General features: G+C 60.2%; 14 protein-coding genes. 10 read left to right on the forward strand and 4 right to left on the reverse strand.

The features are described 5' to 3' along the window. Window positions 1-8: 8 nt before the first annotated feature. A complete protein-coding gene (gene traA / locus OVA00_RS11695; RefSeq protein WP_268088962.1) occupies window positions 9-3,539 on the reverse strand; it encodes a Ti-type conjugative transfer relaxase TraA in 3,531 nt (1,176 codons plus the stop codon). Between the two features lie 256 nt (window positions 3,540-3,795). On the opposite strand from traA, the gene OVA00_RS11700 reads away from it, so the two are divergent. The 9 genes from OVA00_RS11700 to tnpC are packed head-to-tail and all read left to right on the forward strand — an operon-like array spanning window position 3,796 to window position 10,525. After that, window positions 3,796-4,200, forward strand: a complete 405-nt coding sequence (locus OVA00_RS11700; RefSeq protein WP_127318439.1) for a hypothetical protein — start codon at window positions 3,796-3,798, stop codon at window positions 4,198-4,200. 4 nt (window positions 4,201-4,204) lie between these two features. Then, window positions 4,205-4,996 carry an NYN domain-containing protein gene (locus tag OVA00_RS11705; protein ID WP_127318423.1) on the forward strand — a complete coding sequence of 264 codons (792 nt, stop codon included), beginning with the start codon at window positions 4,205-4,207 and terminating at the stop codon, window positions 4,994-4,996. 10 nt (window positions 4,997-5,006) lie between these two features. Next, window positions 5,007-5,318, forward strand: a complete 312-nt coding sequence (locus OVA00_RS11710) for a mobilization protein (protein WP_127318425.1) — start codon at window positions 5,007-5,009, stop codon at window positions 5,316-5,318. After that, window positions 5,315-6,961 (forward strand): type IV secretory system conjugative DNA transfer family protein, encoded by a 1,647-nt coding sequence (locus tag OVA00_RS11715; protein ID WP_127318427.1) that lies wholly within the window; start codon window positions 5,315-5,317, stop codon window positions 6,959-6,961. Before OVA00_RS11710 ends, OVA00_RS11715 begins: the two co-directional genes overlap by 4 nt. Beyond that, complete coding sequence (locus OVA00_RS11720; RefSeq protein WP_268088963.1) at window positions 6,958-7,305, forward strand: hypothetical protein; 348 nt, start codon at window positions 6,958-6,960, stop codon at window positions 7,303-7,305. Before OVA00_RS11715 ends, OVA00_RS11720 begins: the two co-directional genes overlap by 4 nt. 17 nt (window positions 7,306-7,322) lie before the next feature. Beyond that, window positions 7,323-8,036, forward strand: a complete 714-nt coding sequence (locus OVA00_RS11725; RefSeq protein WP_268088964.1) for a hypothetical protein — start codon at window positions 7,323-7,325, stop codon at window positions 8,034-8,036. Between the two features lie 21 nt (window positions 8,037-8,057). After that, window positions 8,058-8,429: an IS66-like element accessory protein TnpA gene (gene tnpA, locus OVA00_RS11730; protein ID WP_250806925.1), complete on the forward strand. Its 372-nt coding sequence runs from the start codon at window positions 8,058-8,060 to the stop codon at window positions 8,427-8,429. Continuing rightward, window positions 8,426-8,779: an IS66 family insertion sequence element accessory protein TnpB gene (gene tnpB / locus OVA00_RS11735; protein ID WP_018237843.1), complete on the forward strand. Its 354-nt coding sequence runs from the start codon at window positions 8,426-8,428 to the stop codon at window positions 8,777-8,779. Before tnpA ends, tnpB begins: the two co-directional genes overlap by 4 nt. A 45-nt stretch (window positions 8,780-8,824) precedes the next feature. Further along, window positions 8,825-10,525 (forward strand): IS66 family transposase, encoded by a 1,701-nt coding sequence (gene tnpC / locus OVA00_RS11740; protein WP_268088965.1) that lies wholly within the window; start codon window positions 8,825-8,827, stop codon window positions 10,523-10,525. Here the strand turns inward: tnpC and OVA00_RS11745 are convergent. Next, window positions 10,506-10,739, reverse strand: coding sequence for a DUF6429 family protein (locus OVA00_RS11745; RefSeq protein WP_192439505.1), 234 nt, complete (start codon window positions 10,737-10,739; stop codon window positions 10,506-10,508). The genes tnpC and OVA00_RS11745 overlap by 20 nt on opposite strands. Window positions 10,740-10,772: 33 nt before the next feature. Here OVA00_RS11745 and OVA00_RS11750 point away from each other — a divergent pair, with 33 nt between their 5' ends. Further along, window positions 10,773-11,327: an alpha/beta hydrolase family protein gene (locus OVA00_RS11750; RefSeq protein ID WP_268088973.1), complete on the forward strand. Its 555-nt coding sequence runs from the start codon at window positions 10,773-10,775 to the stop codon at window positions 11,325-11,327. A gap of 289 nt (window positions 11,328-11,616) precedes the next feature. Here the strand turns inward: OVA00_RS11750 and OVA00_RS11755 are convergent, their stop codons facing one another. Next, the gene (locus OVA00_RS11755) at window positions 11,617-11,955 is read right to left on the reverse strand and encodes a chromosome partitioning protein ParB (protein WP_206533523.1); all 339 of its coding nucleotides are present in this window, start codon (window positions 11,953-11,955) and stop codon (window positions 11,617-11,619) included. Continuing rightward, complete coding sequence (locus OVA00_RS11760) at window positions 11,952-12,611, reverse strand: AAA family ATPase (RefSeq protein ID WP_127318431.1); 660 nt, start codon at window positions 12,609-12,611, stop codon at window positions 11,952-11,954. The genes OVA00_RS11755 and OVA00_RS11760 overlap by 4 nt, the downstream gene beginning before the upstream one ends. Window positions 12,612-12,925: the final 314 nt, after the last annotated feature.

Consider the following 12,925-nt stretch of genomic DNA (forward strand, 5'->3'; position numbering starts at 1 on the left):
GATCCCTCCTATCGGCTCAACCCAAGCCCCTGCGAGCGGGAAAGCTCCTGTTTCAGCGTGTGGTCACGGCTCAATTCGGCCATGCGTGTGCGCTCGACCATGCGGGCAACGGTCGTAATCTGATCGGCCCGCTTCGCCAGCTCGGGGCGCTTCTCGAGTTCCGTGGCAAAGGCGCGGGGATCGGAATGACCGAACCGGCGCTCGAGCGCCCTGGCAACCTCTTTGGCTTCCTCGAGCGCGGTCTTGCCCTCCGGTGTCGATCGCAGTTCGTCAATCAGTTGGTCGCGTTTGTTGTCCGATACCTTATCCACCCGATCGAGGATTTCGGCGCTGCGCGGGGTGAGGCCGGGAACCTCGACCACATCGCGCTTGTCGCGCTGCCACTGTTCAGACTTGCGCTCCTCGCCAAGACGGCGCTCCCAGGTCGAAGCCGAAGATTCCAGATGCGAGGCGACGGAGCGAGCGTACCGCAGTGCCTCCTTGCGCTCCTTGTTGTCGCCGAGCAGACCGGATTTTCCCCGAAGGTCTCCGAACCGTTCCGGCTGCTCGGCCATGGCCTTCGCCATCGCCTTGCCATCGCCGCCCTGGTCGATGATGGTGCTACGCAACCGGCTCGTCACCTCGACCGGATCGCGGAAGACGTGCCGAGAGACCGATTCCACAGCTTCCCAATATTGGTTGAATGTCGGCATGGCCTTTTCGCGAGCAACCTCCTCGATGCTCCGATCATGCCGGGTGATCACCGGCACAAGCGGCTCGGCTTTCCCGGCCTCGTCCGGGCCAAGCCCCTGCGCCTGCACGAAACCGCCGCCGGCTTTTTGCGGGGACCCACTGTCGAGGCGTTGCCGCTCGGCCGTCGACTTCCGCTCATGGGGTATCTCGATCTCGCTCTTGACCCCGAACGCGTCCGCGATCCCGCGCCGCTCTGCAAAGTCGCGGGTATAATCCAGCGTCGTTTCCTTTGCACCGGAACGCGAGAGACGGGATTCCAACTGCTGATAGGCCAGTTCGCCGGCGTCCTGCACCTTCCATGAATGACGCTCTACGGTCTGGCCGTCCGGAAGCCGAACCGGCTCTGATCCCTGATGTTGCAATCCGATCGTCGCACCGATCTCCGGCTTGGCCTCGGCCATGGCGCGTTCCAGATCGACGCCCCATGTGGTGAAGCGCTCGCCCTTCTCGCTTTCCAGCGTCACGAAATAGCTCTGGCTGTTGCCCTCCTTATGCTCGTAAGGCGCAACGCCGTGCTCCACCAGCTTGCCAGCTTTACGGTCGGCGAACTCTTGCCGGTCGGCATAGAGCTGCACCCCGTCGCGATGCCGGGTCATGGCGACATAGGTCAGATGCCGGTCCATGGTGCCGGATGCCAGCACAAAGGCGCGATCGACCGTCGCCCCCTGGTTCTTGTGGATCGTCGTCGCATAGCCGTGGTCGATCGCCTGATAGGTATCCATCGGAATGCTGACGCTATCGCCGTTTCGGCCATCGAGCTGCGCAATGATCCTTGGGCCGGCACCTGGTCGTTCGGCTTGAACATGCTCGATGGTGGCCAGCATACCGTTCTTCACACCAAGGTCCCGGCTATTTTCAAGGAACACGATCCGGTCGCCGGGAGCGAATGCCCGCTTGCCGTCATTGGTCTGGAAGACCAGTTCTCCGCCCTCTTCACCCTTCGCCAGCTCGCCCCGCTCCTGAAGCTCGGAACGAATGTCCGCATTCAGCGCCCGGACATCGGCACGGCGATGCGCCATGGCAACCCGGGTGCCGTACGGACGCTGCTCGCGATCGGCAAGGTAATCCCGCACGATCTCAGCGCGGGCCTCATCGCGACCAGCCGCAAAGCGAATGTTTCCATTGTCGCGATACGCCGCCAGACCCTCGGCGGTTCTGTGGGTCGCAAACGAAACCGATGCTTCACGCTGCCAGTCCACACGCTGGCGGCGAATGTCGGACAGCTCAACATGGCCGATCTGCTCGGCAATGGCCCGAAAGGGCGCGCCGGCTCCGATCGCCTGCAGCTGCTCATGGTCGCCAACAAGAACGATCTTCGCCCCGCGCTGCTCGGCCTCGTCGATGAAGCGGGCAAGCTGCCGGCTCCCCACCATACCGGCCTCGTCGATGACAAACACGTCGCCGCGGCCGATCATTCCCCGGTCGTTATCCCAGCCGCGGGACCAGGATGCGAGCGTGCGGCTCTGGATACCGGAACTTTCCTCCAGCCCTTCGGCCGCCTTTCCGGACAGTGCTGCGCCATGAACCTGATAACCCTGCGCCTCCCAGGCGTCGCGGGCCGCCGCCAGCATGGTGGACTTGCCAGCGCCGGCGAAACCGACGACAGCGGATATGCGTTCCGGTCCGGTGATATGCTCGATCGCACGCCGCTGCTCGTCGGAAAGCCGTGGCACAGGACCTCCCTGCGCGGTTTCATCGGCCGAGCTTTTCTGAAGCGCCGCGTCCTCCCGTTCCATCGCTCGGCTGACATGCCACCGATCAACACCATGGCTGCGCGTCTCCGCCATCCTCTCGGCCGAGCGCGCCATGCCGGATTCGATCTCGATCATTTCCTTCGTCGAATACCGCGCCAGCTCGATCTCTCCTGTCTGCTGGTCGGTACGCTCCGGCTGAAGCTCGGACAATGCCGGCGATGCCATCACGACGGCAAAGGCATTCTGGAAGGCCTGCGCATCGTCGTTGATGTAGCGATGCAGCGTCCGCGCAATATCGCGCCGGTCGAACACGCTCTTTTCCTGCGTGATGATCGAAAGCACCTGCTCCGGCTTTTCGCGGATCAGCTCCGCATTGCGCTCAGCCGCGTCCTCGCCCAGCCGCCCGCGGGACACACCCATCCCGCGCCGCTGCATCTGCGTGGCGTGCACACCCATATGCTCGGTCGGTTCGATCTCAAGACCGAGCTCGGCATGGCTCCGGTGATCGATCCGGATATCCAGCCCTTCCTTTTGCAGCTGCCGGTTGGCAATGCTCTCCCACGATTGCCGGATGTCGCGAAGCTGCATGTCGGTCGTGGCAAGGCCGTTTGACAACAGCCATTTGTTCTCGCGCTCGATATAGGTCTTGTCGCCAAAACCGTCTTCGCCAACCTGCCGCGTCGTCATCATCACGTGCGCATGGTGGTTGCGGACGTCGCTACTGTCATGCGGCGCGTGGATCGCGAAATCCACCGCCGCGCCATAGCGATCGGCGAGATCCTGCGCGAACGCCCGCGCCGCCTCCAACCGCCCTTCCGCCGACAGCTCGTGCGGAAGCGCGATCTCGAATTCGCGAGCGACACGCGCGTCCTTCCGCTTTTCCGCAAACTCGGCCGCATTCCACAAGGCCGAACGGTCCAAAGCCCAATCGGCGGAGACCCCTTGCGGCAAGACGATCTCGCAGTGCTCCACCCCCTCCTTCCGGGTAAAGTCATGCACAAGCCCGTCGCGCTCGTTCGTCAAGCGCACAGCCGCACGATAAGCCGCGGAAGCGACGGCGCTACGGCCCTTCGCCCGCGAAATCGGCTTTGCGCTCAAATGGTAGATCGCCAAACGCCGTTGCCCTTCCCCGATCTGCGATCGGCGCATCTGAGTTGCGCAGCAACTCGTAAGTGCGCCCTTGTAACCTTCTTCGCTTCGCTCATTCGGCCACGGTGCGGCGCCTGCGGAAACCTCAGTGCACTCAAGATGAGGTCGCGAATGTGCAACACCCAGGCTGTATTTTCAAGCGGCGATGCAACTTTTCTATGTAATTGAGCAGCAACATTCCTATAGTAACCGTCGTATCGGCAATGAGATGGAGAGCGCCATGAGCGGAGAGACTGGTGACAGAGGCGGGATCGACAGGTTGACGGAAATCAGGACGCGCCGGCCGCCATGGCAGTTGCTGATGGTCGGAAATGCTGATGCGCCGATCGCCTTCAGTGCCGAGACCAACAATTCGCTGACGCGGATCTTCGATCTCCTGCCGCATCTCGCTGGCGTCACCATCAAGACCACGAAGGGTGACCTGAATGTGAGTCGTGACTTCGCTGGCAACTACGTCAAGGAAGTCGATCAGCTCCTGGCGGGCATTCTCAACAGCGAACCGGAAATCACCGGCATCGTCTTTCCCGCGACGGCAACGCGCCCGGAACATACGGCTACAGTCGAGGATCCACATCTGCTGCCGGAAGGAAAACAGTTCGCCGTAACTGAAGGTGAGGCACGTTAGGCCGATGGCGTCCGAAACACTCGCGCTTCTCATCGACGGGGATAATGCATCGCCGAAGATCGTCACCGGGCTGCTCGCCGAAATCGCTAACTATGGCGTGGCGAGCGTCAAACGCATTTACGGCGACTGGACAGGCCCGAATCTCAAAGGCTGGAAGGACTGCCTGCTGGAGCATTCCATTCAGCCGGTCCAGCAGTTCGCCTACACCACCGGAAAGAACGCCACCGACGGCGCGATGATCATCGACGCCATGGACCTGCTTTACACCGGCCGCTTCTCCGGCTTCTGCATCGTCTCAAGCGACAGCGATTTTGCCAGACTGGCGGCACGGCTGCGCGAACAGGCCGTGACGGTCTATGGTTTCGGTGAACGCAAGACGCCGCGCCCGTTCATCACCGCCTGCGACAAATTCGTTTATTTCGATGTGCTCAATGGCGCAGCACCGGGACCTGAAGCGCCGGGCGCGGCTGAACCGAAAACCCGCAAGCCGGCCGCGGCGCAAAAGGCCGCCCCGCCGATCGCCAAACCGGCGCTGGTAAGACCGTCGCTCGATCATGCTGCCCTCGAAATGCTCACTAAGGCCGTCACCGCCTCGGCCGACGAGGACGGGCGTGCCAATCTCGCCCGCGTCGGTGCACATCTGGCCAAACAGTCGCCGGATTTCGACGCCCGCAACTACGGCTTCGCCCGTCTGTCCGATCTCGTCGCGGCGTCCGGACTCGTCGACATGGAGAGTACGGGCGATCACCCGAAAATCATCATGGTCAAGCTCAAGGCCGCTCCCGCAACGAAGTGAAGGAACAAGCATGGCACGCAAAACCATCGAACAGCGATTGGCCGAACTGGAGGCGCAACGTTCCGCTCTCAAGGCGCGACTGTCGAAACAGGAGCGAGCCAACGATACTCGCCGCAAGGTACTGCTCGGCGCGCTCGTTCTGCATCGATTGGAGAACACAAACGATCCGGAATTCACCAAGCGCCTCGGTGATTGGTTGCGCCGCGAGCTTCCGGGCTTTCTTACCCGTGATAGTGACAAGACGTTGTTTGCCGATCTCCTCGACGCGAAGAATACTTCCGAACCCGCCAACACCTCCCCCTCTACGGAACAGCCTGCATGAGAGTGACAAAAGCGTTTTCGACCATGATCCGCCTGGCTCTCCAAAACCCGGGCTGGGCATTCGCAAACCTGCTTGCGACTGCGCTGAGCAAGAGCGGCTTGACGTTCGCCGCTATCTATCTCGGACTTGTTCTCGTTATCGGCCTTACTGTCGGCCCGATGTTGATGGAGGCAGGGTTTCAGGAAGGCACATGGGCATGGGGCGTTTTCAATATCGCCTTCATGGTCTTCATGGCGCTGCTCTTCCTGGCGATGATCGCCCCCTTTGTCTCACTCCATTTCGGGCACCTCGACGCCGACACCCACGGCTCCGCCCGCTTTGCGACCGACAGGGAAGTTGCTCCCCTCGCCCGCACCGACTCCGGCCTCCTGATCGGCCGCGATCCGAAGACCGGGAAGCTGCTGCGCTACGATGGTCCAGCCCATCTGCTGACCATGGCGCCGACGCGAACCGGCAAGGGCGTGGGAACGATCATTCCGAACCTGCTCACCGCCGACCGTTCCGTCATCTGCATCGATCCCAAGGGCGAGAATGCGAAGATCGCCGGTCGTGCCCGCCAGCAATTCGGCCCCGTCCATGTCCTCGATCCCTTCGGTATTACCGGCCTGGCCTCGGCCGCCTTCAATCCGCTCGACACGCTCGATCCCGATGGAGTCGACGTCGCGGAAGACGCCAGCACCCTTGCCGACGCTCTCGTGTTTGACGAGCCCGGCATGACAGGCGAGGCACATTGGAATGAGGAAGCCAAGGCGCTCATTGCCGGATTGATCCTGAAGATCGTTGCGACGGAATCCTCCGGCCGACGTCACCTCAGCACACTCCGTGAATATCTCACACTCGCCCCGGAACAGTTCTCCGCCCTGCTCAAACGCATGCAGGAAAGCCAGGAGGCGGCCGGCCTGATCGCGCGAGCGGCAAACCGTTTTCTCGGAAAATCCGATCGCGAAGCCGCCGGCGTCCTGTCAGCCGCGCAGCGCCATACCCATTTCCTTGATAGCCCCCGCATGACCGCCGTTCTGGGTCGGTCCGATTTTCGCTTTACCGATCTCAAGCGCCGGAACGTCTCCGTCTTCCTGGTCCTGCCGCCCGATCGGCTCTCGACCTATTCGCGGTGGTTGCGTCTCCTCGTGACGCAAAGCCTCACGGACATGGCACGCGAGCCAACGAAGCCGGCCGTCCCTGTGCTTTATCTCCTCGACGAGTTCGCCGCCCTCGGGCATCTGGCTCCCGTCGAACGCGCCATGGGCCTCATGGCCGGCTATGGCGTCCAGCTCTGGCCGATCCTTCAGGACGTCCACCAGCTCCGTGCCACCTATGGACAGCGGGCGGGGACCTTCCTGTCGAATGCCGGCGTCCTCCAGGTCTTCGGCGTCAACGACCACGACAGCGCCCGTCTGGTTTCCGATCTGCTCGGACAGGAAACCGTCATCTTCCAAACCATGGGGCGCGCCCTCGATTCCGAAAAATCCGGTATCTCCTACAGTCAGCATCACACGGCGCGGCCGCTGCTCACCCCGGATGAAGTTCGCAGCATGGCGCAGCACATCGAATTGCTGTTCCTGGCAGGGCAACGGCCGATCATCGCCGGAAAACTCGCCTATTATGCCGATCCGGAGTTCAGGGGGTCGTTCGATCCGGCATGAAAAGCGAGTCCGAGGATATGTCCAGAACTCTCGCCTGGGCGTGCGGGATGGTCTTGCAAAGCGGTCCCGACGATCGGCGGCGTATCGCGCTCGCCTACCAGGAGGCTCAAACGTTGATTGCCGGTATTCCCAAAGATAAAGGCGATGCCCGTCCCCGCATCGTCGCCTGTTTCAAGCGGTTTGATACCTACAGGGCCGACGATGACATTGCCTGCGTCGGCTGGATATTGACGGCGGTTCAGGAGCGGGTGAACGAACGGGACCTACCCGATTGGCGACAGTTCCGCAAAGTCATAAACAGGACTGTGAAGCTGCTGCCCTTATCCAGTTCGACAGTGCATTAAAGGGCGGGCCATGGAAAATGATCAATGGCCCATCTGCCCGATCGGAACGCCGCGAACTGCAACGCGCGGCGCAAAAATTCCAGGACGCCCCTAATCTGCAAGAAATGGGAAAAAATATGTTTCGTTATCTAGCCCGTCGTCATGATCGCAAGCACATCTTGAGGTCACTACAACGCCAGAAGCATATCGATCACACGTTCATAGAGTTTGGTTATGATACCTCCTTGGCGTTCGCGGTTAACGAGACCGAGGACAGGTATGCCAGCGGTGGCGACCTGGCGTTCACGAATATCGCCGACGGAGAACTATTTTTCTCCCCGATTTTGCCCCCTAAGCCGTTAAGCGAAGACGAAAATAGTGTTACTTTTCAGTCTGACATCACAACTTCAGATGAAAAAAACAATACATTTAAATGTGTAGTCACCGATAGCGGATCGAAAGATCATGCACTTATTGTGTTTCATCATTGGTACGCGCGGAACCGTTACGACAGCTTCTCGAAGTTCTTTGCTGCAAGGGGCATAACAGTTATCGAGGCTACCCTTCCGTATCACTTTGATCGTGGTTCCGACGTCTACTCCGAGGAGCAATTCTTCAACGCGAATTTAGGCCGTACCGTCCGGTCGATGAGACAGGCAGTATTAGATGGCCGTAAGATTGTTCGTTGGTACGCGTCCGAGGTGGGTCGCCTTGTAGGAATTGTCGGATTTGGCACTGACTGTCCTTATTGACGTCAATACGGACAGTGCGGAATGGAACGACTTGAGATTATCGATGGCGGCCGGCGGCGACGCTTCAGCAAAGAGATGAAGCTGCAGATTGTCGCGGAGAGCTATTCGGAACCTGGCTTGTGTGCGACGACGGCGCGGCGACATGGAATATCGCGTTCGCAGTTATATGAATGGCGCCGGCTCGCACGAGCGTGGCAACTGGATGTTGCGTCGCCTGTGGGCGGCTTTGTGCCGGCGCTGCTTGTCCCAGAGGTAGAGCCGGTAGCAGGGTCGTTGCCGAACGCCGGCCGGATGGAGGTTGTCAGCGCCAACGGTCGTCGTGTGATCGTGGACCGCGATGTCGACGTTGAAGCGCTGCTTCGGATCATGCGCGGACTGGAGGCGCTGCGGTGAATCCGTTTCCGATGGGAACAGGGGTCAAGGTCTGGCTTTCGACGGGCTATACGGACATGCGCTGTGGCTTTCCCTCTCTGGCGCTTCGGGTGCAGGAGGTTCTGCAGCATGATCCGTTGTCAGGGCATCTCTTCGTCTTCAGGGGCCGCAGATCGGATATTTTGAAGATCATCTGGCATGATGGTCTGGGCGCCTGCCTTTTTACCCGGCGGCTGGAGAAGGGCCGGTTTATCTGGCCGAATATGGAGGGCGGGGCGGTCGCGATCTCACCGGCGCAACTGTCCTATTTGTTGTCCGGGATCGACTGGCGCAATCCGCAGGAAACCTGGCGTCCGACACGGATCGGATAGCATTATTGCATTGAAAATATTGAATGAATCTGATCGAATGGCTTCATGACTTCGAAGCCTGTGGATCTTCCTGCGGACTTTGCGAGCGCCTATCTGGCGCTGCTTTCCGAGCGTGAGATGTTACAGGCTGAACGTGATGTCGTTGTCGCCGAGCGCGACACCGTCGTCGCTGAACGGGACATTGCGGTGGCGCAAGCCGCCAATGCGCAGGCCATGTTGTCGGACAGCGAGGCTTTGATCGCCAGTCTGGAACTGGCGATCGAGAAGCTGAAGCGCGAGCTGCGCGGCCGGCGTTCCGAGCGCACGGCGCGCCTGATCGACCAGATGGAATTGCAGCTCGAAGAGCTGGTAATGGCGGCGTCGGAGGATGAAGCCGCAGCGCAAGCGGCTGCCGCCAAGACCGCGAGCGTGCGTTCGTTCACGCGCAAACGGCCGCTGAGAAAGCCGTGGCCGGAGGATATCGAACGCGAGCGCGTGGTGATCGATCCCCCGACCACCTGTGCCTGCTGCGGTGGCTCGCGCCTGTCGAAACTGGGCGAGGACGTCACCGAGACGCTCGAGGAGGTTCCGCGCCGGTTCAAGGTGATCGAAACCGTACGCGAGAAATTTAGCTGCCGGGACTGCGAGAAGATCAGCCAGGCGCCGGCACCCTTCCATGCCACGCCACGCGGCTTTATCGGTCCTCATCTGCTGGCGACGATCCTGTTCGATAAGTTCGGCATGCATAGCCCGCTCAACCGCCAGAGCACCCGGTTCAAATGCGAGGGCATCGAGCTTTCGACCTCGACGTTGGCCGACCAGGTCGGGTATGGAACGGCCGCGCTCCTGCCGATCTTTGATCTGATCGAAACGCATGTCTTCGCGGCCGAGCGGCTTTTTGGCGACGACACCACCATTCCCATCCAGGCCAAAGACAAATGCACGACCGGGCGAATATGGACGTACGTGTGCGATGACCGGCCCTACGGCGGCGCGGCAGCGCCGGCGGCCATATACTATGCGTCGAGCGACCGCCGCGGCGAGCATCCGCAGAAGCACCTGGCCGCGTATGGCGGCATTCTGCAGAGTGATTGTTACAATGGCTTCGAGCCGCTCAGTGTCGCCGAAAAGAAAGCGGTGCCGATCACCTTCGCCTTTTGTCATGCGCACGCGCGGCGCAAATTCTTTGAACTGGCCGACATCCAGAAAAATGCCCGCGACCGCAAGCGCAAGGGCAAGCCAATCTCGCCGATCGCATTGGAGGCCGTCCAACGGTACGACGCGCTGTTTGAGATCGAGCGCGACATCAATGGATTGAGCGCCGCAGAACGACTGGCCGCGCGGCAGGAAAAGAGCAAGCCGCTGTTCGATGACATGCACGCGTGGCTGAAACGGGAGCGCGCCTCGCTCAGCAAATCGTCCGAGGTGATCGAGCCGATCGATTACATGCTGAAGCGCTGGGATGGCTTTGCCCGTTTCCTCGACGATGGCCGGATTTGTCTCACGAACAATGCGGCCGAGCGCGCGCTGAGAGGAATTGCCCTCGGGCGTCGAAACTGGACCTTCGCCGGCTCCCAGCGTGGGGCCGATCGTGCCGCCATCATGCTCTCCGTCATCACGACTTGCCGTCTCAACGACGTCGACCCAAAGGCGTGGCTCGCCGATGTGTTTAGCCGCATCGCCGATCTTCCCGTCTCCCGCCTGCACGAACTGCTGCCGTGGCAATGGAAGACACACAAAGGGACGGCTATTGCGGCGGCCGCGTAAACAGCTCCCGGAACAATGCTTCCGAACGCGCCAAGCCTTCATCGGTCAGGATCAATGACTTCGACTTGTTGACTGGGTCGCCGATCAAGCCCTTCTTGTGAAGCCGATCCGTCGTTGCCCAGTCGAAGCCCTTCCAGGCACAGCGTTCGTTATGCAGCGTCAGCCATAGCAGCGCCAAAACCGCATCGTCGATCTTGTCCTCATCGATCTCCATGAACCCACGTTACCACGCGCGGCGCTCAAAATCCTGCGGCCCTGCTCGGATGGATACGTTCGTTGGCTTCATCGTCAGGGGTATAACAAAATCTCCGTCGTAGGCATGTGCTTAGGTGGAACGGTTGCTGGTCTGATCGCTGCCCAAGAAGAGAAGGTTGATAAAGCGGTTCTCATGGTATCGCCAATGAGTCCTGCTGATCTTGTTTGGACTGCGGAGACCATGAAGTCGTTACGTGGTCGTATTGAACCTGCCATGTCCCTCGAAGATTTGAGAACCGCTTGGGGCCTCATTAACCTGGAGATGCATACTTGGGGCCTCACACGTCCTCGCCTGGATATGATGTTCGTGCTTGGCAAAGACGATACGATCGCACGTCCAGAAGCTGCGGATCGCGTGATAGAGCTATTAACGAAATGCGGTAGTTCGCCAGAGGTCCTGCGTCTCAATTGCGGACATTCGTCTGTTGGGATTTTCCCTTACAACATAATCGCAGCCAGGAAGGTGCTGCGATTTTTGAAAGAAACTCCGACTTTAGCGGAGCTCTGGGATGTTCGCGGGTTTCGCTACGACTTTAGCGAAGTTTAAATATTTGATAGCTCCGCGCCGAGATCGCAGCGAAGCGGAAGCTGGCGGTTTTACCCTAATCGCCGGGACATTATCACTGGCTGCCCCTCCAGCTCTCTACGGCCCAATCAAAAAGAGCGTTCGCTTCCGGGCCGGAATTTTCCAGCAGCAAAGGCGACGGTAGCCCCCGACCGGCCCGCTCTATCGATAAAGGGCCGTAGGGACGGACGGGGGCGGATTGCCGGATTTCCTCATTTCCTTGAGTGGTCGAATTGGGAAAGCACGATTTCATACAATCATGCTTTCCCGTTTAATTTTCGCTCTCTCGGACCTGCGGATAATTGTACTTCATGAAAAGCAGATTCAGCGCCTCGGCAACAAGCCGCTCCTGCGGGATGCGCTTGCCTTGTTCATCGCGGGTGCGGAAACTGATTTCTTCCAGCGTCTCCCAATAAGCGGGCGGCAGGTAGTGCGTTTTGGCCGTCTTATTCAGACGCGACGGTGCAACGTAGCTCCCCGCCGGCTGTAAGCCACGAGCATGGCCCTTAGGCTCTGCCGGCGTGTCGGAAGTGGTCGGTGCTTTTGGCACGGATGCCGGTTGCTCAGCGGTTTTCATGGCGGCAGCCAAGAGAGAGGGCTTGCGCGTCATGCTTTCATCCTTTCATGCTTTCCTGCAATCATGCTTGCCTGTTCTGAGAGGAAAGAGAACAGTCCGGCGACTTCCTGGGCGGCGCGGCCTTGTGGCTCCATTTCCTGCGGCGTCTGCCCCAGGGCCGGCGCGTCCTCGTAGGCTTTCAGACGCGACATATGGATGGGGGCGACTGGCACGCCAAAGCGATCGGCAATCGCGGCGGCGTCGTCGACCGCCCTGCCCCCGGCATTGGGATGCACGAGATTCAGCACCACAAACGAGGGCGGATTGCCCGCCATGTCCAGCAGCCGTTTTAGCGGCTCCAAGGTGTCGATCGCGAATATCTGCGCCTGTGTCGGGATCAAGACCATATCGGCGTGCTTGGCCGCTTCTGTTGAGGCGCTGTCCATCTTGCCAGGTGTGTCAATAAACACCCAATCCATGCCAAGGCCGCGATAGGCGTCCAGCGAACGCCGGATAGCGCCAGGCTGTATCGAGGCAACGTCTGGGCCGTCACGCTCGCGCCGGTCGAACCAATTGACGGCGTTCGTCTGAGGATCAAGGTCGAGCAACGCCGATTTCTTCCCGCTTAAATGCGCGGCGACAGCGAGCGCCGTGGCGATTGTCGTCTTTCCGGTTCCCCCCTTTTGCGTGCAGAACGCGACTGTAATCATGCTTGCATCCTTTCATGAAATTAGGCGTACATGCTTTCCTGTCAGCAAGAAAGCATGGTTACATTGACGGTTTATTAAGCCTGGTCAGCCGGCATCGGTTTTGGGCCACTCGCCGCAAACAGCTTCGGCGGGGCCTCGGCATCGTCCTAGCTCCCACATGATTGCATGCAATCATGATTTCACATTAAGCGCTAACCCCTCCGCCTGCGTTCTCTCAAAAGCCCATGCGGCAATGGCCGCAGGTGAAGAGGTTGCGGTTTTGTGTTGTGAGGGTGCCGTTCCGGCCCGCACTTAACGCGGGCCGGAACCACCGC

The sequence above is a fragment of the Ensifer sp. SL37 genome (assembly GCF_026672675.1).
Classification (GTDB): domain Bacteria; phylum Pseudomonadota; class Alphaproteobacteria; order Rhizobiales; family Rhizobiaceae; genus Ensifer; species Ensifer adhaerens.

Bases quoted from the DNA above. Each gene is read 5' to 3' on its own strand.
- OVA00_RS11700 (WP_127318439.1), top strand. From the start codon at position 3,796: ATGAGCGGAGAGACTGGTGACAGAGGCGGGATCGACAGGTTGACGGAA.
- OVA00_RS11705 (WP_127318423.1), top strand. From the start codon at position 4,205: ATGGCGTCCGAAACACTCGCGCTTCTCATCGACGGGGATAATGCATCG.
- OVA00_RS11710 (WP_127318425.1), top strand. From the start codon at position 5,007: ATGGCACGCAAAACCATCGAACAGCGATTGGCCGAACTGGAGGCGCAA.
- OVA00_RS11715 (WP_127318427.1), top strand. From the start codon at position 5,315: ATGAGAGTGACAAAAGCGTTTTCGACCATGATCCGCCTGGCTCTCCAA.
- OVA00_RS11720 (WP_268088963.1), top strand. From the start codon at position 6,958: ATGAAAAGCGAGTCCGAGGATATGTCCAGAACTCTCGCCTGGGCGTGC.
- OVA00_RS11725 (WP_268088964.1), top strand. From the start codon at position 7,323: ATGATCAATGGCCCATCTGCCCGATCGGAACGCCGCGAACTGCAACGC.
- tnpA (WP_250806925.1), top strand. From the start codon at position 8,058: ATGGAACGACTTGAGATTATCGATGGCGGCCGGCGGCGACGCTTCAGC.
- tnpC (WP_268088965.1), top strand. From the start codon at position 8,825: ATGACTTCGAAGCCTGTGGATCTTCCTGCGGACTTTGCGAGCGCCTAT.
- OVA00_RS11745 (WP_192439505.1), bottom strand. From the start codon at position 10,739: ATGGAGATCGATGAGGACAAGATCGACGATGCGGTTTTGGCGCTGCTA.
- OVA00_RS11755 (WP_206533523.1), bottom strand. From the start codon at position 11,955: ATGACGCGCAAGCCCTCTCTCTTGGCTGCCGCCATGAAAACCGCTGAG.
- OVA00_RS11760 (WP_127318431.1), bottom strand. From the start codon at position 12,611: ATGATTACAGTCGCGTTCTGCACGCAAAAGGGGGGAACCGGAAAGACG.